General features: G+C 37.6%; 20 protein-coding genes and 2 pseudogenes. 12 read left to right on the top strand and 10 right to left on the bottom strand.

From position 1 onward, the window contains the following. Positions 1-39: 39 nt before the first annotated feature. From LBQ60_05075 to LBQ60_05050, 6 genes and pseudogenes are all read right to left on the bottom strand, one after another. Complete coding sequence (locus tag LBQ60_05075; protein ID MDR2037276.1) at positions 40-1,302, bottom strand: outer membrane beta-barrel protein; 1,263 nt, start codon at positions 1,300-1,302, stop codon at positions 40-42. 447 nt (positions 1,303-1,749) lie between these two features. Beyond that, on the bottom strand, positions 1,750-2,496 hold the full coding sequence (locus LBQ60_05070; GenBank protein MDR2037275.1) for an alpha/beta hydrolase: 747 nt from the start codon (positions 2,494-2,496) through the stop codon (positions 1,750-1,752). 319 nt (positions 2,497-2,815) lie between these two features. Next, positions 2,816-3,705: pseudogene (locus LBQ60_05065) on the bottom strand (IS256 family transposase). A gap of 303 nt (positions 3,706-4,008) precedes the next feature. Next, positions 4,009-4,968: a hypothetical protein gene (locus LBQ60_05060; GenBank protein MDR2037274.1), complete on the bottom strand. Its 960-nt coding sequence runs from the start codon at positions 4,966-4,968 to the stop codon at positions 4,009-4,011. 378 nt (positions 4,969-5,346) lie between these two features. After that, a complete protein-coding gene (locus LBQ60_05055) occupies positions 5,347-5,586 on the bottom strand; it encodes a transposase (protein ID MDR2037273.1) in 240 nt (79 codons plus the stop codon). After that, the gene (locus LBQ60_05050) at positions 5,583-5,891 is read right to left on the bottom strand and encodes a hypothetical protein (GenBank protein MDR2037272.1); all 309 of its coding nucleotides are present in this window, start codon (positions 5,889-5,891) and stop codon (positions 5,583-5,585) included. Before LBQ60_05050 ends, LBQ60_05055 begins: the two co-directional genes overlap by 4 nt. Before the next feature lie 518 nt (positions 5,892-6,409). On the opposite strand from LBQ60_05050, the gene LBQ60_05045 reads away from it, so the two are divergent. The 3 genes and pseudogenes from LBQ60_05045 to LBQ60_05035 all read left to right on the top strand — a co-directional run bounded on the left by LBQ60_05045 (position 6,410) and on the right by LBQ60_05035 (position 7,993). Further along, on the top strand, positions 6,410-7,372 hold the full coding sequence (locus LBQ60_05045) for a hypothetical protein (protein MDR2037271.1): 963 nt from the start codon (positions 6,410-6,412) through the stop codon (positions 7,370-7,372). Positions 7,373-7,417: 45 nt separating this feature from the next. Next, positions 7,418-7,645: a 4-oxalocrotonate tautomerase family protein gene (locus tag LBQ60_05040; protein ID MDR2037270.1), complete on the top strand. Its 228-nt coding sequence runs from the start codon at positions 7,418-7,420 to the stop codon at positions 7,643-7,645. Between the two features lie 75 nt (positions 7,646-7,720). Further along, positions 7,721-7,993 (top strand): annotated as a pseudogene (locus tag LBQ60_05035) (IS481 family transposase). Positions 7,994-8,347: 354 nt separating this feature from the next. On the opposite strand, the gene LBQ60_05030 reads toward LBQ60_05035, so the two are convergent. The 4 genes from LBQ60_05030 to LBQ60_05015 form a co-directional block, all read right to left on the bottom strand. After that, positions 8,348-8,998 (bottom strand): hypothetical protein, encoded by a 651-nt coding sequence (locus LBQ60_05030; GenBank protein ID MDR2037269.1) that lies wholly within the window; start codon positions 8,996-8,998, stop codon positions 8,348-8,350. A gap of 418 nt (positions 8,999-9,416) precedes the next feature. Next, positions 9,417-10,241 carry a hypothetical protein gene (locus tag LBQ60_05025; protein ID MDR2037268.1) on the bottom strand — a complete coding sequence of 275 codons (825 nt, stop codon included), beginning with the start codon at positions 10,239-10,241 and terminating at the stop codon, positions 9,417-9,419. Between the two features lie 316 nt (positions 10,242-10,557). After that, on the bottom strand, positions 10,558-11,271 hold the full coding sequence (locus tag LBQ60_05020) for a hypothetical protein (protein ID MDR2037267.1): 714 nt from the start codon (positions 11,269-11,271) through the stop codon (positions 10,558-10,560). A gap of 74 nt (positions 11,272-11,345) precedes the next feature. Beyond that, a complete protein-coding gene (locus tag LBQ60_05015; protein ID MDR2037266.1) occupies positions 11,346-12,245 on the bottom strand; it encodes a helix-turn-helix domain-containing protein in 900 nt (299 codons plus the stop codon). Between the two features lie 237 nt (positions 12,246-12,482). On the opposite strand from LBQ60_05015, the gene LBQ60_05010 reads away from it, so the two are divergent. The 9 genes from LBQ60_05010 to LBQ60_04970 form a co-directional block, all read left to right on the top strand. Beyond that, the gene (locus LBQ60_05010) at positions 12,483-13,565 is read left to right on the top strand and encodes an alpha/beta fold hydrolase (GenBank protein MDR2037265.1); all 1,083 of its coding nucleotides are present in this window, start codon (positions 12,483-12,485) and stop codon (positions 13,563-13,565) included. A gap of 12 nt (positions 13,566-13,577) precedes the next feature. Beyond that, positions 13,578-14,633: an alpha/beta hydrolase gene (locus tag LBQ60_05005; GenBank protein MDR2037264.1), complete on the top strand. Its 1,056-nt coding sequence runs from the start codon at positions 13,578-13,580 to the stop codon at positions 14,631-14,633. 15 nt (positions 14,634-14,648) lie between these two features. Beyond that, positions 14,649-15,239: a hypothetical protein gene (locus LBQ60_05000; protein ID MDR2037263.1), complete on the top strand. Its 591-nt coding sequence runs from the start codon at positions 14,649-14,651 to the stop codon at positions 15,237-15,239. Between the two features lie 10 nt (positions 15,240-15,249). Continuing rightward, positions 15,250-15,720: a nuclear transport factor 2 family protein gene (locus LBQ60_04995; GenBank protein MDR2037262.1), complete on the top strand. Its 471-nt coding sequence runs from the start codon at positions 15,250-15,252 to the stop codon at positions 15,718-15,720. Positions 15,721-15,722: 2 nt separating this feature from the next. Continuing rightward, positions 15,723-16,658, top strand: coding sequence for an alpha/beta hydrolase (locus LBQ60_04990; GenBank protein ID MDR2037261.1), 936 nt, complete (start codon positions 15,723-15,725; stop codon positions 16,656-16,658). 14 nt (positions 16,659-16,672) lie between these two features. Continuing rightward, entirely contained in the window at positions 16,673-17,953 is a 1,281-nt protein-coding gene (locus tag LBQ60_04985; GenBank protein ID MDR2037260.1) for a DUF418 domain-containing protein, read from the top strand. Between the two features lie 4 nt (positions 17,954-17,957). Then, complete coding sequence (locus LBQ60_04980) at positions 17,958-18,683, top strand: carboxymuconolactone decarboxylase family protein (GenBank protein ID MDR2037259.1); 726 nt, start codon at positions 17,958-17,960, stop codon at positions 18,681-18,683. A gap of 65 nt (positions 18,684-18,748) precedes the next feature. Next, the gene (locus tag LBQ60_04975) at positions 18,749-19,762 is read left to right on the top strand and encodes an alpha/beta hydrolase (GenBank protein ID MDR2037258.1); all 1,014 of its coding nucleotides are present in this window, start codon (positions 18,749-18,751) and stop codon (positions 19,760-19,762) included. A 32-nt stretch (positions 19,763-19,794) separates the two neighbouring features. Further along, on the top strand, positions 19,795-20,228 hold a 434-nt coding region (locus LBQ60_04970; protein MDR2037257.1), incomplete at its 3' end, for a cupin domain-containing protein.

The raw sequence follows: 20,228 nt of genomic DNA, 5'->3' as shown, positions 1-20,228 counted from the left end.
TTATTTAATTGATTGTTAACAGGATTTAAAATACTAAGATCATTTTTTAATAAACCATCCGGTATAGGCTACGCTGATACCAAATGTATTTTCATCATTATAGGTTCCGTTATCGATCTGACGCATCGCATAATCTGCCTTTACTACCAAGTTTGGCAGGATATAATAATTCAACCCAAAAGAAAGGATATCCCTTTTATACCTGGTATCTTTCGTTACTCCGCTCTCCACATCCTCCATGGTATTATAGTATTCATAACGGATAAAGGGAAACAGCTTTTGTTTGGTATTGAAAAAAGACAATACATTATATCCTGCTTCAGCAGCATAGGTCATAGCGTTTTTTGCCACATCGGTCCTAGGAAACCCTGCTTTGGACGAAACGGTACGGTTAAGTTCCGAAATCCGTTTTGAGTCAGTCAGGTTCCCGTAAATAAAATTAGCACGGGCAACTATGTTACTACTGGCATATTGAGCGTCTGCTGTTACGATCGAAACCTTTCCTTTTACAGAAGTCATTTTTTCAGGCTTGCTGGCATTTTTAGCCGATTTATTATAATATCCCGATGCACCGATCCGAAGGTTCTTTACAGGTGAATATTCCAACCGACCGACAAAAGCGGGACTTGTCATGGTTGACAGTTCAAATATCTTCTGCCGGCCTACCCTTACCCATTCGGCCTTGGAAAAACCATTCGGGTCGAGTCCATTTACTACCATCAATTCATAGTTCAAACCGATCTTTGAAAAAGAACCCAACACGGAAATACCCGTTTCGTGCCAGGTACAGGGAATCATGGTCATTTCACCTTCAGGACGGGAAGATCCGAAGAAGAATATAGGTTCATGATGCGCATTAGTCAAACCAACGGGAACAATCATGTGTCCCACGCGGATATTAAATATGCTTCCAAAACTCTTGGTGATATGAAATTGTTCCAGGACCACTTCTCCTGCTTTTTCTACTTCCATCTCATATTCTCCTGCTTCAGCATACTCAAACTCCATAGCAGCCCCGGTACCTCCGTACTCAAATTCAATCTCAGTACCCAACACAATATCATGGCGAAATTTATAATCGATGGCGAAAATGGCCCGTGGAATAGATATATAGGCTCTTTTATCTTTGGGTGCCCCATCCCCTTTGTAGCGGTCCGGTCCATAATCCATCCACTGGTATAACATCTCGCCATAACCACCCAAACGGATTTTTTTGAATGTGGTATCTTGTGCAGAAGTTTGAGCTGAAATTGGATAATATATAAGAGAGACAATGAAAAGAAAAAAGAAATATTTTTTCATATGATAATTATAAATACCTGATTATTCATTAAACAGAATCGAAATAATGAGGCAGCAAAAGTAGAGATAGCGCTCATTTCAGGCAATCCCGATTTTCAGCTATATTTTTTTATAAAAAATACCTACAATTAGGGATATGATATAATAATTTCATAGGCCCCCATAGCAACTGAAATATGGGAAAATCAGCCAGTTATTTATCGTATGAAGAAACAACCCAAAGAAAAACAGATAAGACCGGATCATTAGGAATCTAATTGATCCCGTCATAAATAACTATCAATAATATGAAAATAATTTTGTCTGCATTATCAGTATGGCAAATGTTGATACAGTATTCTTGAGAAGTTAAATTTACCCTATGAAAAATGAATGAAGGTTACTCTCTCATTTGGAATCACACTTAACTTAGATAAATGTTAAGAATTATAATAATGATGCATACCACTAATAGGTAGAATCATTTTTTTCTTTCCTCAACAATATGGAGTTTAGAATAGCACTGACGACATCTGCCTTTTTCAATAACATCAGATGATCTCCTCCCTCAACAGGAAAAACGTTCCTTAAACGCTCATAGGGGAATATCTGGTCTATTGTCCCGTGAATATGGTACAGGGGGGTATTCCTTTTTACACCCGGAGTCCAATCAGTTATTTTCTCAATGGCCCATTTTATATAACCCGGGTCCGTATAGGTCATGTATTCAGACAGTTCTTCATTAGATGCACTATATATGAACCGGTTAAAAGCGTTGGTAATAAATTCAGTACGGTTGTATACACTTAGAGGGATCCTTCTGGCAAGGTGGGCCTTTTTAACTGCCTGGAACAAGGGCGGTATCTCCTTTTTACTCTTGAATGACGAAATAATAATATTCTTCCTGGGCTTAAGAAAACGATTCATTTCCTGGATAATTACAGCTCCGAACGAATATCCGACCAAAATAAACGATTGGGAGGTATCAATAGAACGTGCCATTTTACGGGTATACCTGGATAACGATTCATTCTGGCGCGGCATATGCCATTCTATATACTTTTTTACATATCCCTCGGGAAGCTGCAATTGATCGAAAACTTTACAATTATAACACATCCCCGAAATAAAGTAAACGTATTGTTCCCTGACCTTTTTCCGGTTCATCCATCGTTTCCAGAATCCGAATAAACGAAAAGAGTGGTTGGAAGGCATGATGATAATATTAATATATCCGGGTTATATGAATACTAAAACCCAGTTTATAACAACTACTATGGGTTCAGTTTGTTGCATTTAAAAATTCAAATATAGCGAAAGGTGAGGGCAATTGTTGAAAGCTTGCTTTCGAAAAATTGCCGAACCGCATCGTATATTCTACAAATATAGCGAAAGCCGTCAAATAGGGAGTATCCATAATTTTGTGTAAATGGAAAACCCTAGCTTACAGGATCCGGGTTTAAACCCGGATCCTGTTTTCAAATATAGTGAGAAATTGATTAAAAATCATTCCCCAGTTCCAGATGGGTTGGTATCACTTTTTTTTGATTTCTACAATATCCAGAAATACAGACTTTTTCAAGGCATCATCATTATGGAAAGAGAGTTTATTTTTTGTATATTTTCTAATTTTACCATTCAAATTTCCTATCAGGTTAGTGGTATAGATAATCCTTCGGATTTCTACAGGAAAGTCAAAAAAAGTAGTCAACTCGTCCCAATTCAGGTGCCATGAACGGATCGCATAAGGATATTTAGCGCCCCATTTCTTTTCAAAATGATCTAATTCTAATGCAGCAGCTTCTTTGGCCGGTGCATTGTAGATATTTTTTAAATCTGCTGTAAACTCCTTCTTTTCTTTCCAGACAACATACTGGCACGAGTTACGGATTTGATGTACTACACAGATTTGAGTAACAGACACTCTTTATGGTATCTGTGAAGCCGCATAGATTATCCGTTACAGTAACCAGGATATCTTCAACACCACGGGCTTTAAGGTCAATCCAGAATGAAGCGGACTCCGTCTTGCCAACCCACATACCCAGTACTTCTTTCAACCCTTCTTTATTTAAACCTACACATAAGTAGGCGGTTTTATTGGTCACCTTGCCATTCTCCCGGACTTTAAAGACAATACCGTCCGTCCAGACAATCAGGTAAAGGCTTTCCAATGGACGGTTTTGCCATTCTATCGCAGCCTGACTCATTTTGGAGGCGATTACGAAAATCGCTGAGAAACAGAGCAATATCATAAATTCTCTTCTTCTATATTCGATACGCTCATTCCTTTTGCATATAGGGAGATCACCAAACGTTTATAGATAATCCCCGTTTCTGACGCTTAGGAACGATCACTGGTTCAAAATCACCCGAATGGTCACGGGGAATTTCGATGGTAGACTCTCCATATTCGGTCTGGATAGTTTTAGGATAGGAGCCATTACAGAAGTTGCCACTGTTTTTACCTTCAGGAGTACTTTCTCATAACCTAAGGATTTCCCATTTCGCCTTCCAACATGCCTTCATAAACCTTGGTATGAAGCTTTTTTAGGAAGAAATCAACATCTTCTGCAGTTTTAAAATGGTTCAAAAATTCTTTACTCAATATAATTTTTTGGGAATGTCCATAATTATTCCTTTTTCAAATTTATACATAAGTAAAAAACTACAAACTTTACAACATCTAGTTTTCATTTACACAATATTCATGGACACTGTCAATTTTTATAAATTTGTTGCTATAATATCTCGTTGTTTTGTGAAAAATAAGACTCTCTGCCTTGTAGCACTTTCCGAAATCATGATCGATGTCTGGATAATGGCTTTCATCCATTTTTTAATTTTTTTTAAAACTTCTATATTTAATGAGATTGCATCATTCAATGTAAATGAACTGATAGCAGTATGGAAATAGTTTTGACTTTCTACATAACTGTAACTCGATTCAAAATTCAAACTGGATATATAAAGAAATATCTTTTTCCCTGTCTCAAAACACCCGGTTGTCGCAATTTCATCAAGATAATCAATAAAACAGGAAATATCTTTTTTCAGCAATTTGGCTTCATCTTCCGTGATATATTTTATATTGATAAAATAATTAATATCGTTAATAAGGAGAACGAGAAAATTTTCGTTCATTACCCAATGTGTGTTTGAGACATTTTTAACAAAAGCAAGTGCTCTTTTACCGATTTCCATTTGTCTTTGGGGTATCTGTATTTCACTGAATTTCTTTGGCCTGTCTCCTAGTTGGTACATCCATTTCAAAAGATAAAAACGGTAAATATATTCATACGGAATATATAGAGGGGTAGGGATCATATTCGAAGCAGCACCCACCTCAGAACCGGGCATACCTCTCATATTATCGAGCATATTGATATAATGCTCTTGCATCCGGTAATCTTCTTCATCAGGATTTTCATAATTGTTCAGATGCAATGTAAAAGAATAATTTTTCAATTCATCCTCCCCGGTGATATGATCCAATGAAATCCCAATTTTTTTTGATATTTTGGTTATTTCTGCAAAAGTAAAAAGGACTTCTCCACGCAGCCTGCGATATATGGCATCTTTTTCAATAAGTAAAATATCGGCAAGGCTATTTACCAATTGTCCCCTTTCTGGTACTTTATTTTTTATAGCTTCAACAAATCTTTCATATAATATATCTTTTCCCATATTGTTGGAAAATTAAAATATTAATTCTCCTCAAAGATAAAATAATTCTCAGTAATAATGTAACATCAAAATACATACACCAACGATTTCGAATTATCTGCTAAATAAATCCTTGAGTTCTGAAATAATTTTCAAATGTTTCAGTTGTACAGCGGAGAAGAAAATATGGAATGGATTTGCCCCATCCATCGTTTCCCAAATTTGTAATATGCACGATTGAATAATAGCGTATAATTATTACACTGATAAACAAATGTTTGCGTTTAGTTTTTAATAAATATTAAAAGTTTTTAATATTTATTTATATTTTCTATGTAAGAATAATATTATATTTGTAATATTTGCCGTTTGTTTTTAATTAATCATGCGAATCAGTATTTAAAAAATCAGATAAATAAATGTGATGGCTATTTTACCCATCATGTGTAGTAATAGTCCAGCTGTAAATCTGACTTTCTGCGCTCTTTGAATATTTGTTTTTTCATTCAACCAGTTGAAAAATGATTTTATAGGTTGTCTGACTTTGGAGACATCAGTAGAAAACAAGTCATTATAGGCTTTGTTCCTTTGCTTTTCCTGTTCGGTCTGTCCTTTGGTTGCTTTAACAGGCGTAATCATATGAATATTCTGGATTTTTTCTCATCATCAAAGTATTCAAAATCAGAATATATCTTATCTCCAATAATCATTCGGTTATATATGATTTTCCCCCAATTCTGTTTAAATGCAATCAGGTCGTTATCTTCAGCAGGAGTATAGGTTATGGATTCAGGAAATGGGATTGTACCTTTTCTCCTGAATGTCAGGGCATGAAGTTTTAAACCGTAGTAATATTGATTCTTTGTAAAACAATATCCCTTAGTGGTGATTTCTTTAGCAACCCTTCCTTTTTTATTTCTTCCAGCACAAGTGGTCACAGGCATAGAATCAACCAGCGTACATCAAAATCACAATCTTTTGGCGTGGATGAACTTATCAATCTTTGGGATAATACTTTAAAACATTCACTCAAGCGAATTGATCTTATATTAAATGTTTGATAGGATAGCAATAAAGGAAATCAGGAAGAAAGATACTCTTTTGCGAAAGAATGTATATCTTTGATCTGGAAATATTTCTGACTATAACATGTAAATAGGTAGATAGTCATTATTTCTTGATCGGTAAAGACCGGAGTGCCATTTTTACTGTATCTTTAGTAGTACTTTAGCTCAGGATTGTTTAAATCACAGATATACATACAAATCTTTATCAGCTTAAGTTCTTTCTTCTCGGGAATCATAACTAAAGAAATGTTTGGTAATATTCCTTTAAGTTAATGATTTCAAGAAGATTAGAACAAATGACGACGTGGTTATTTTATTGATATTTAATGTTTTAACTAAATAAAAGCAAGAACGATTTTCAACTATTGATTCGCATTAATAAATGTTACATGAAAATGATGCATCATGTTTTTTTGGATGAAATAGCACAAAGAATACCCCAAAAAGAGGAAAGAATAGATGTGCTGGCTGATATGTTATCCATCAGCAGGAAAGCCGTAAACAGCAGATTACAGGGAGAAGTACCGTTTGCTTTTCATGAAGCAATGATTATTTCCAGACAACTAAATATTTTTCTGGATACTTTAAAGTTGGATAATTTGCCGATGTTAAAACCATTATTTAAGTTTAACCAAATTGAAAACACAAATCCCATAAAAACGAGTTTTGCATTGTCGGAAGAAATGGTTTCTATTTTGAAATTTTTGAAGAATTTTCCTGACGCTGAAGGGGGAGAGGTAACAAACATATTGCCTCAACCGTTATATGTTGCATATCAATACGTTTTCAGATTTTATCTATTCAAATGGAAATACCAGACCAAGGGATTAAATAAAGTTGTTCCCTATAAAGATGTGATTATTGAAGATAAACTTCAAAAAATTCAGAAAGAAAATGTTAAATGGGCAAAAATTTTGCACACGGAGTATATTCTTGATAATTTGATTTTTCAATATCTAGTTAATGACATTAACTATTTCTATCAGATCAGGTTGATTACCGATGAGGAAATCAACCTGATAAAACGGGATCTGCTAAAAATACTGGAACAAATTGATAGGTGGTCTAGTGAAGGATTTTTTGAAGAGACAGGAAAAAGAATTAATATTTATATTTCCGATATCAACATAGAGACCAGTTATGTTTATATAAATGCACCTGATTATCAACTAACAATGGCAAAAACGTTTTTACTCAACGGAATAGTTTCAACAGAAAGGACAACCTTTGAAGAGATGAAACAATGGGTGCAATCAATTAAACAACAATCTTTTTCGATTACAAGAAGCGGAGAGAGAAAAAGAGTTGAATTTTTGAAAAAACAATATAATCTAATTGAGACTTTGCCACAAGTATAAATTGTAATTGAGTAATTTGTTAATTAACAATTAAAAATGACGATTATGCCAATCATTAATATAAAAATAGCCAAAGGTCATTCTGAAGAAAAAAAACAGAAAATAGTCAATGAATTTACTAAAATAATGGTTGAAGCATTAAATATACAACCCGAATGGATAAGTATATTAATTGATGAATATGAGCATGAAAATTGGGCTACGGGTGGAACACTCCATTCCATAAAATTCGGGAAAGATTGGAACGGAACAATTAGCGATTTACCTGAATAATATGAATTAGTCACGATTTAATCTGACAGTAACGAATGAAAGTCAATAGATTTGTAACAATAAAATGATTAAATTATGACCACACAAGAAAAGGTTACCAAGAACAAATCCGGGCTGCTTGAGTTAGCCCAGATGCTCGGCAATGTATCGCAAGCCGGCAAAGTGATGGGGTACAGTCGAGATAGTTTTTAACGTTTGAACTATACGATCAAGCCGGGGAAATGGCCTTACAGGAAATCTCACGCAAGAAACGCGATCCTAAAGAATCGCGTTGAGGAACATATCGAACTGGCTGTCGTGGGAATCGCTATCGAGAACCCTGCTTTAGGACAACTTCGAGTGCGTAATGTGTAATAATATTAAATTAAATAATATCTCCATAAAACTCAAACAGCGAAATAACTATCAATGTTATTAAGCATCATTGTCAGGTAATATTCCGTACCATTATCATAGATTTCTACCTCCCCATTTTCCCAAAATGCGTCGAAAAATGGTTTATTCTCATCAGTTCAGTTGCATCTGGCTATCACTGTTCTATTTTCTTTTACACCCTTACCTATAAGGCTTGAAAACGTATTTTACACACGTTTTGAGATATTGATAATCACAATGATTCCGTCCATATTTTAAAATGTTGCAACCATCAGACCTGGCTTGGAATTTTCCTGAAATATTTCACACTGCCAGGTTTGTTCAATATCACCAAAACCTTGGTGATTTACCGTTTACCTTCCCGTTTACAGTAGTTGCTGATATGTCGCCCTTCATCTTGCTCGTATTCACATTGCCATTCACGGTATTCAGAACGATTTTCCCGTTACAATCTTTTGCTGTGATATTACCATTAACCGTCTTCATTACAATATCAGTATCCGCATTCGATACGTCGATACTCCCGTTTACTGTATTCCCCACGATTTTACCCGAAACATTTTCAACTTTCAGCGAGCCGTTAATTGTCCGCAAATCTCCATCAATTTTCTGAGGAACAGATATTTTAAATGAAATATTCAACTCCTTGCTATTTTTTTCATCTTTCCTTTTTGCCACAGCATATAATTTCCCACCTTCTATTCTGATGTCAATGGTATAAAGTTCCTCTAACATTTGCCAGATTTCAACATTCTGTTCCTTGTTATTTTGCCGCTTGTTATTTTGCGAAACACACATTTCTACTATTACCTCTGAGATAGCATTTCCGTTCACTGTAATATTTCCATTCACAGTATTTGCTTTTACTTCTCTGACGGATTCTTCCGGTATTGAATAACTCTTGATCCGGCAATTATCCTGGCTAAAAAGGTTTGCGCTTAATAAAACACTGATAAGTAACACGAGTAACTTTTTCATTTTATCTTAAATTTTAATGATTATATACTATGAAGACGATAGAAAAATAAATTCGTTACATGCTACGATATTTTATACAATCAGACTCAACATTCAAATTTTCATTGCTTTGTTGCTGCACTCCCACCGCTTGCCTATATCACTTTTATATACAATACAATAAAAACCAAATCTTATGAGGATAGATGTTACCGATTTTACTTCGGAAAATTGATCACGCTGATAAGCGGATGTAATGTTTCAATATCAAGACCTGAGTTAAAATCATAAATCGTATCTATATTTTCCATTGCGCTCATATAATATCGTATTATGAATATTTATCACAAATATGAATCTTTAGTCTAATTTACAGTAAAATACTTAACTAGTCAATAGTACATCCGCAAGTTATCCTATTGTTTATTTACACACATAATCAGTTATTTTTTTTGAAATTTCCGGTATTTACCCATGATTGAGTACCAATAAGGAAAGGATTGCCTCCTTCAATTTGCAACTCGTTATCAGTTAATAAATAATACCAAATATACATAGCTCTGTCAGCTCTACTGTTGAAATTTTTAACTTCTTTCCCTTTATGAATTGCTGTTTCAGGAAAAAAAATGATGGTATTCTCATTATACATAAGTTTACCTTCCACAACAAACGTTTGTTTAGGATTCTTGCTTTCCCCTTCAAATTTTAATCTGCTTCCTTCAAAATAATATTTATTTGAAAAGGAGGTCATCATACGTTTCCCATCGCCACTCCATGCACCATCCAAACGGTTAGGATTAGCGGTTTGATATGCCACATAAGGAGTTATTATATCCGTTTCTTCGATAGTGAAATTAGTAATAACGCCGTTATCTACTCTACTGTCCACTTTGTAATACTTCCCTGATTCAAAATTGAAAGTCAGCGTATCAAGTTGCAAAGATACCCCTCCAACCGTATGGCCTTTTACTTTACCACCATTTCCGTTAACACCTAATACGTGAGTTTTGGGTTCAAGAACAATTCTTTTTGTTATTGGTTCCCATGCGCTAATCTTCTTAAAAATCGGATCAGGATAATATTCTCTGTATACTAATCCGTTTCCCGTAAAAAAAAGAGAAGCGGAGTTTTCGTTTTGCACCTTATTGGCAAGTGCAAAAGCAACGTTTTCCGCATTGATGATGGCATCTCCCTTTGAATATTCTTGCGAAATAGCCACCGAAAACACAGAAGCGGTAATAATAAATGCAATTAACTTTTTCATTTTTAACGATTTATATTTATTTTATATGTTTATCCGCAATTTGTCTTATTATAAATACGAGATTTAAAATCAGGTGAATAAGATACAGCGGCAAACAATAGTCTGTCTAACTGCAATTTTCCGAAATAACGTCTGTTGAATTCGACAGTTGTCCTCATCAGGAAAAATTTCAGTATATTCATCTTATGTCTTTTGCGTGAGCATTAACAGTAAAACTAAACAATATCAATGATATATACAAATATATTTAAGCACTTTTTGAAAAAACAATTAGGTTAACTTGCGGATATGCATACTAATCTATTCTCTTCCAATATCAGTCCGATGTTAGAATTGTCAAATCCATAATCTTTATCCATCGATTATTTTCCCGTTTAGCTAATGTTTCATATAAATGATTCCCTGATCTGAAACTTATAATATATTCATTTGAATTTAAAATCTTTACCACTCCCTTTATTACAGGTTCAGTCTCAAGATATACCGGATGATTTGACATTAGATACGAATTAATATATAAAAAACTGCCGACTCCATATTTTCTTGCAAATTCCGGTAATATACTCTGATATTCCTTTGTATAATAAAGTATTTGTTTTTCCTCAAAGGTAATCCTCGGACGAAAGTTTTTTATTGTTACAGATTTAATAGTGTCATATACTATAAAATCATATTCTTTCCTGTAATTATCTGCATAGCCAATATAAAAAGTATTTGGCATCAGGATATATCCGGCATTTATCATCCGCGGATTAATCCCAATAAATGTAGTATCGGTAATCAAGCCTTCGTAAATTCTATATCCTAACTGTTCTAAGGTATCAAGCTGTTCGAACTCCCTTTGATCGATAGGAATAGATCTTCCGGACCATGTATCGAAAAACAAATTAACTGTTGCCATATCTTCATCTTTAGGTACTCTACTTTCATATTGTGAACGTACAACAGATTTGATATCTGTAACCACAACCTGCCTGGACTTACAGCTAACCAATAAAATCAAAGTACTAATCAAAAACAGTTTATTCATTAGCAAAAATATGATCGTCGTTATATAACTAAGTAAAATATGCTATTCACTACCGCCAACATGAATATATCTGATTAAGTTTGAACCCTGTACTCCGTTGGCGAACTACCCACAATCTTCTTGAACATCCGGCTAAAGTGATGCGGATATTTAAACCCTAATTCATAAGCGATTTCATTTACCGATATATCGGGATTGTATAATTTATCTTTGGCCTGGTCTACAATTTTTAATTGAATGTACTCCTGTGCCGATTTCCCCGTTTCCTTCTTCATCAGATCTCCAAAATAATTGGCAGACAGATGTAGTTGATCAGCAAAATACTGAACGGAAGGCAAACCGACTGTTTGCGGTTTATCCGATTCGAAATAATTATCGAGTTCCTGTTCAAAACGGGACAATACATCTTTATTCACATTTTCACGGGTTACAAACTGACGATCGTAAAAACGCAGACAATGATTCAGGAAAACTTCAATATTGGCAACCAGAATCGATTTGCTATGCTTGTCAATGGAATGTCGCAATTCTTCCCTTATTTCCTGAAAACAATTTATAATGATCTGACGTTCCCGTTCAGACATGTGCAAAGATTCATTCGCTTCGTATGAGAAAAATGTATAATCTTTTATTTTTTGCCCGAGAGCTGTTCCCCGTAGCAGGTCAGGGTGAAAACAAAGCCCCCAGCCCTGCATATGAAAAGTTTCGCCTGTATCGTCTTTCCCGGCAACCTGTCCCGGCCCGATAAATACAAGTGTACCTTCCTGATAGTCGTATGTATGGCGACCATAGATTAAATCGCCACATTTGACATCTTTCAGGAAAATAAAATAGAACCCATATCTTTTGCGTATGTGATGAAATTCTTTTTTTACTTCCAAAAAGTCAATAGAACTGACCAATGGATGTAAGGTTTCAATTCCAAGGAATTCGTTATACTCATGTACCGTATCAAAATTCAATATCTTACTCATGCCATTTCTTTTTGATGAAGACCACTACAAAAATAAAAGTTTAAAACAGAACTACAGCAAACTTTCCAATCAATCAGTAATAATGGTATAAAAAACCGTAATCTGTGTATGTGGCTGATATACGGGAAAATGCCATCCTGTAAAAATGGTATAAGAATCAGTAATCTGTCTATTTACCCTGGGAGATATTGCCCGTATGTTTGTATCGTGAAAATGTAAACTTAAAAAATGAACGATATGAAAAATAAAGTAATATTAGCAATATGCATCATGATTACTGTTTTTGGATGCAATCAACAATCCCCGGATAATACAACCGGGTTACTTGTAATAAAGGAGCAGGGAAGTTTTGCAGTCGGCGGAACTGTTATCCAGAATTCGGGGACATATGACGGGAGTAATTTCGATCATTTCAAACCTTATCCCGAAGGGCAGACTTATCATGGCGACCATGCTTATATTTTTTATCAGATACCCTATAATGCACGCCAGTTACCCCTTGTCTTTCTCCATGGTGCAGGACAATCATCCAAAACCTGGGAAACAACTCCTGACGGAAGGGAGGGTTTTCAAAACATTTTTCTTCGCAGGGGCTTCAGTACCTATCTTATAGACCAGCCCCGACGGGGAAAAGCGGGACGAAGCACGGTTGCATCTGCAATAGAACCTATCGCCGACGAACAGATGTGGTATGAAATATTCCGTATCGGGATATGGCCTGATTATAATGAAGGTGTTCAGTTTCCCCGCGACAAGCAAAGCCTTGAAAACTTCTTCCGTCAAATGACACCGAATACTGGCGCTTTTGATAGTGAAGTAATCAGTCACAGTACATCTATGTTGTTTGATAAAATCGGTCCGGGTATTTTGATATCACATTCACAGGGTGGATTGCCGGGATGGATGACAGGTATAAAAAATCAGAATGTAAAAGCGATTGTTGCTTACGAACCGGGAACATATCCATTTCCGGAAGGCGAACTGCCCGAACCGATAAGCGGACGTACAGGGACTTTATCCGGAGTTGAGGTTTCCATGGATGATTTCAGAAAGCTGACACAAATCCCTATTGTCATGTATTTCGGTGATTATATCCCCGATGAAGTAACCGATGGACTCGGTGCCGAGAACTGGCGTACACGCCTGACTTTAGGACGGTTATTTGTTGAAACGATTAACCGTCATGGCGGGAATGCAACATTGGTAGAACTCCCCAAAATAGGAGTACACGGTAATACTCATTTCTTAATGTCTGACCTGAACAATATTGAAATTGCTGATTTGCTTTCAAACTGGATGAAAGAAAAAAAGCTGGATTAAAGATAAGTAATCATGAAAAGCGTAAAAATCAATAACCTAAACTTTACCGGCAATATGTTACTATCACTTTTAATGGTACTCTTTCTTATTAATTGTTCTGATCCTGATTCTACAATCACAGATAAAAACAATCAGGAAATGGGGAATGAAAATAATGGTGACGATAGCAATGGCAGTATGGAGAAACATTTAACAACCACCGATTACGTCCGGGATATTGTAAATCATCCCGCATTTGAAGGGTTAGGAGAATTGCTCTTAACCCGCGACAACAACTCTTCCCATTATAACACGCAACTTTCTAATATTGGTTCTCTTATGCCATACCATAGAAATGTCCGTCCAGATGTAGTGGTTGGTGCTTTGAATCACTTAATAGATGAAGTAAATAATGGTAAAACCATATTTTACGACATTTATACCGAACAGCAGAAAGTACAGGATCCGGCTAAAAGGAATACCGGAGTATTCTTTTTCCCTGGAGATCCGAACGCTCCTTTTGCTGTCGTTTGTCCGGGAGGTGGATTCTCTTACGTAGGTTCATTGCATGAAGGTTTTCCGTTGGCACAGAGAATAAGCGAATTGGGATTGAATGCTTTTGTCATACGGTATCGTATCGCTAGTGAACGCTCGGCCACCGAAGATCTGGCAACAGCCATTACTCATATTACTAAAAATGCAGAAACACTTGGAGTGAGCACAAATGATTATTCAGTTTGGGGAGGTTCGGCAGGTGCGCGTATGGCAGGTAATGTTGCGTTAAGCGGAGTGTCGGCTTACGGCGGAGCTGATCTTCCCAAACCTGCAACGGCGATAATTGCCTATACCGGACAATCAACTTATTCAAGTGATTTTTCTCCTTCATTCATTACCGTAGCTGCCAATGATGGCATTGCAAACATCAATACTGTAGAAAAGCGTGTTGAAAACCTGCGGAATGCAGGTGTGGATGTGGAATATCGCAGGTATGAGACTGCCGGGCATGGCTTTGGTCTCGGTACAGGGACAGATGCGGAAGAATGGCTTGATCTGGCAGTTAGTTTTTGGAAAAAATACATTAAAAAATAATTAAATATGAAAAGCATGAGAACTTTATTGATAACCCTGTCAATGGCGTTGATAACATATCCAATGTCTGCCTGTGCAGATAACAAAAACGTTCAAACTGACGAAGAGCAGGCAACCCCGGAAACGACAAACCAAAAGATCCTTATTGCCTATTTCAGTTGGGGTGGAACCACAAAACAGGTAGCAGAAAACATAGCCAAACACACCGGAGGTACTCTTTTCAGGATCGAAACCATAAATACTTATCCTACTGAATACACCCCTTGTACCGAAGTGGCAAAAGTCGAACGGGATAATGGCATCCGTCCCGAATTAAAAGCAGTGGTAGAAGATATGGAACAGTACGGCATTATTTTCATAGGTTGCCCGGTTTGGTGGCATACTGCCCCTATGGCTGTATGGTCATTTCTTGAAAGTGAAAATTACAATTTCAAAGGAAAGACAATCATCCCGTTTTGTACTTATGCGGCCACCTACAGAGATGAGACCCTAGCTAAAATAGTAGAACTTACGCCCGGTTCGAAACATCTGAAAGGTTTCGGCACTACCAACAAAAACGCCGGTGTGGAAGATTGGTTGAAAGAAATAAGTGTAATAAAACAATAATCATTAAAAAATGGAAAAGAAAGTATTAAAAAACAGATTACTAATCCTTATGTTAGGCATAACGATGGGCATGCAAGGTGTTTATGCCGGACAGGAAGTAAAAAACGATGAAAAAACGAAACAGGAACTGATCAACCTGTCAAAAACAAAATGGCAGTGGATGACAGATAAGAATGTGGATTCGCTGGATGACCTTTTTCACAAAGAAGCAGTCTTTGTCCACATGGGTGCCACTATGAATAAAGAACAGGAATTAAACACTATAAGAAGTGGCGGAATTCAGTATAAACATACCGAAATAGAAGAAACATCCGTACGATTTGTAGGCAGTACGGCCATTGTTCTTACTAAGATCCGTTTGACAGCGATTGTCGGTGGCAATGAGGTGGTAAATCCGTTCATGGTAACAGAAGTGTATGTGCCGATCGACGGAAAATGGAAATTGGGTTCGCTATCGTTCACCAGGCTAATAAGCAGGTAGATATGAAAAATAAAATGAAATACATGATCACCATTTCTTTCTCCTTCATATTTCTGTTAATGAGTGGCAGTTTGTTTTCAGCTTGCAATGAAGATGATGCAGTTCTCCGGGATGAAGAAGAGGATAATGAAGTGAACATCCCTAATGGGAAAACGGACAATCCGTCTCAAACTGAAATCTACCTGTGGTCAGATGGAAATATGCCTGCTACTACATCTTATCAGACCGTTGCAAATTCCAGTAATCCGGATGGTACCGATTTTCGTCCGTATATGGTTTATTATCCCGTCAGACAAGGGGTAAAAGTAAAAGGAGCTGTTTTGGTGTGTCCGGGTGGAGCTTTTGCATTCCGCAGTGGCAGTGAAGGCGCTCCTGTGGCAGAAGTATTAAGCGAACTTGGCTATCAAAGTTTTGTTGTCAATTACCGGTTAAGACCCTATACACAGCAAGAAGGAGCTTTGGACTTGGCAAGGGCGGTAAGGTTTGTCCGTCTTCACGCTGATTATTACGGCATAGATGCAGATAATATTATAGTAGCCGGATTTTCGGCCGGCGGTATCTTGTGCGGTGAACAGGTTTTGAATTACAGAGGGGCCGTAAACGGCTCATCACTGGATAGCAATTATGTACCTGATGAATTGGATCAGGTATCTGCCGATGTGAAAGGAATCGGACATATCTATTCATTTTACGGAAGATTAAGTGTAGCATCTACAGATGTGGAACTATTCAGGCGCTCAAACTTACCGCCCGCCTTTTTCTGTTATGGTACAAATGATGGCTTCGCAAATCAATTTGCAGCGTGTGTTAATGCTTTACGACAGGCAGGTATAGAAGTGGAAGACTTTGTACTTCAGGGTTGGCCTCACGGCTATGGCGTAAGAGGAAACTGGATACAGGCTTTTGATACATGGCTGGTGAACCTTTTTAATAATTAATTAAAATAAGAGACGTGGAAAAACAGAAAGTCATTTCAACCCCTTTACAAAGGATTACAGTAATTGATGCATTAAGGGGATTCGCCTTGTTGGGAGTTATCCTTACCCACATGTGGCAACATTATAGTATTTTTTCGTTTGGTTTGGAACCACGCGAACCCTTATTCCCCGCTATGGATGAGTCTATCCGGTGGCTAATGCAAAACGTGGTCATGGGAAAATTCATTAACATTTTCGCCTTCCTGTTCGGGTTAAGTTTTTTCATTCAGATGGATAGAGCCCATAAAAAAGGAATAGATTTCCGCAAACGTTTCCTATGGCGGATGATTATCCTTTTTGTAATCGGAATGATCGGATGTATGTTTTATTCCGGAGAAATTTTGGCGATTTACGCCATGTTCGGAGTGGTAATGGTTTTTCTTTACAAAGTTAAAAACTGGATATTAATACTGATTGCATCCCTTTTATTAATCGGTTCACCACGCATCATCACTGCCACTTATAACCAGATGACTAAAGTGGAGCAAGTTGCAGACAGCCGACAAAATGAAGAACGTCCTTCAAGGCGCCCCCAAAATCCTCAGATAGAAAAACCATCTTTTCTCAATTCGGCAAAAATGAACCTGACAACGGGCTTTGAAAGAAAGCTGAATTATCAGTTTGGTGTTTTTGCACGCGGCTACATCACTTTAGCTTTATTCATTTTTGGACTGGTGGTAGGACGTCTGCGGTTTTTTGAACAGATATATGAGCGAAAACAGAGAAACTTCATTCTTTTCGGTGCTTTTGTTCTTGGTGTTGTAGTAATCAACCTGATTGTGAGTTTATTTCCGCAGGAAGCAACAAATATGCGATTTATGCGGCCGGGAGAAAGCATACCTGCCAGTGTATTGGCCACTATGGGTCTGAATGATATAAAAGCAGTATGCCTGTCCGGCGCTTTGGCTATGGGATTTATCATCCTTTATCAGATAAAGAGTATCGGCAGATACCTCGATGTAATTTCGCCGTACGGACGTATGGGATTGACCAATTATGAAATGCAGAACGTTATAGGGTGCTTCCTGTTTTCCATGTGGGCGTTCGGTTCTTTCTTCGGACGTCTGGGAACTACAGAATTGTTTGTTTTAGGATTAGTGATATATACCCTGCAAATTATATTCAGTAAATATTGGATGAAATATTTCCTATATGGCCCTTTGGAATGGTTCTGGCGTTCGGCAACCTACCTGAAGTGGCAGCCCTTCAGAAGGATAAACCCAGTGACAAATAATCAGCAAGTAAACAATAAATAAAAACATGAAAAAGATAAGCTTATATATAATAATGACTTTGTTATTAGGAGTATCCGGTAACATAAATGCACAGGGAAAGATGTTAAATAAAAAGCAGGAAAAAATAGTTACCATCTCCGCTTTCACAGCAAGAGGAGAATTGGATAAATTGAAAACAGAGTTGAATGCCGGACTGGATGCCGGGCTTACGGTTAATGAAATTAAAGAAGTATTGGTACATCTTTACGCTTATAGTGGTTTTCCGAGAAGTCTCCGCGGACTGCAAACTTTTATGTCGGTGCTGGACGAACGCAAGGCCGCAGGCATCAACGATAATTGGGGACGTGAAGCATCGCCGATAACCGATACCCGCGATAAATATGAGCGAGGAAAGGAGATTCTGGCAAAATTGTCGGGTACTACGCCTCCGGAAGGAAGACCAACAACAGGTTATGCAGCCTTTAGTCCGGAAATCGAAACGTTCCTTAAAGAACATCTTTTTGCCGATATATTCGAACGCGACGTTCTGACCTACGACCAGCGCGAAATGGTTACCGTATCGGTGATAGCAAGTTTAGGCGGATTGGAACCGATGTTAAATTCACACATGAATTTATCCCTGAATGTCGGGATTACTCCCGGACAACTTAAAGAAATGATTCAGGTAATAGAAAAAAGTGTAAGTAAGAAAGAAGCCGATGCAGCCAAACCGGTTCTGGCAGAACTTCTTAAAAGCAAAGGTTTAAACTAAATAATATAAACAATTTATAGCATAATACAATGAAAAAGATACAAATAATTTTAATGGTGATTTTTATGGCAACAAGTATAATTTCTTCAGCCCAAACCAAAGTTCAAAACCCTTTCGGTCTGGTGTATGAAAACGCGATCAGTGAAAATGTACCGGGAAAAGTAAATATACATCCGGTGACCTATCAACTCAACGGAATTGATATAGCAGCGAATATTTATACACCCGCCGGTTACGACTCCTCGAAGAAATATCCGGCGGTGGTAGTGGCGCATCCTAATGGTGGCATTAAAGAGCAGGTTGCCGGATTATATGCACAGCGTCTGGCCGAAGCAGGCTATATAACCATTGCAGGCGATGCGGCCTATCAGGGTGCAAGTGGTGGAGAACCACGCCATAAGGATAATCCTGCATACCGCACGGAAGATATTCATGGCGCAGCCGATTTCATTACACAGTACCCGGGAGTTGATGCCAACCGTTTGGGCATTTTAGGTATCTGTGGCGGTGGAGGTTATACTCTGAAAGCTGTACAGAGCGACAAACGTTTTAAAGCCGTGGCAACCCTGAGTATGTTTAATTCGGGCGAAGTAAGACGTAATGGTTTCCAAAATTCACAGTTGGCTACCATTCAGGAACGTTTACGGCAAGCCACCGATGCACGGGTGCAGGAAGCTGCAGGAGGTGAAATCATTTATGCAGGTGTTCCAAGCATAACAGATGAAGAGATCGCTAAAACCCCGACTGATTTATATCGCGAAGGATATCAGTACTATTACAGGACCCATGCGCATCCCAATTCAACCTTTCTGTACACCATGAGTAGTCTGCTCGATTTAATGACCTGGGATGCCACCACCTATATGGATTTAATAAATCAGCCCCTGCTAATGATAGCGGGAAGCAAAGCCGACACCAAATACATGACAGACGAAGCGTTCTCCAAAGCTGTTAATGCCAAAAACAAGGAATTGTTCCTGGTTGACGGGGCCACCCATATACAAACCTACTGGAGAAAAGAGTACGTAGCCCAGATTGTAAGCAAATTAATTGAATTCTTTGGTAGAAATATGAATTGAATTGTAAAAACCAATACTTAAAATAGAAGTGAATGAAAAAGATCAGCATAGCATTCCTTGCAATAACAGCATTGTTGATAAGTGCGTGTAATAATACGACTTCCAATAGCCAACCCCCCGGTTCGTCCGAAGAACTGGTTTTCGAAAGAGGCAACATAATAGAAGGGCCGAACTTTACAGGAACCGCATATCTGCATAACCTGATCACGGCAGACAGCCTGAACCAGAATTCAGTAGGAAGCGTAACCTTCGAACCGGGTGCCCGTACAAGCTGGCACCTGCATCCGGCAGGCCAGATCATCCTTGCCATCGATGGTGTAGGTTATTATCAGGAAGAAGGCAAACCGGTTGAAATTGTACGGAAAGGTGATGCCGTAAAATGTCCGCATAACATACCTCATTGGCACGGGGCAAGTCCTGACTCTAAATTTGTACAGGTCGCCATCACCGGAAGAGAAAATGGGCC

The sequence above is a fragment of the Bacteroidales bacterium genome (genome assembly GCA_031275285.1).
Lineage (GTDB): Bacteria > Bacteroidota > Bacteroidia > Bacteroidales > UBA4181 > JAIRLS01.
This window is presented reverse-complemented; position numbering and strand designations above follow the sequence as displayed.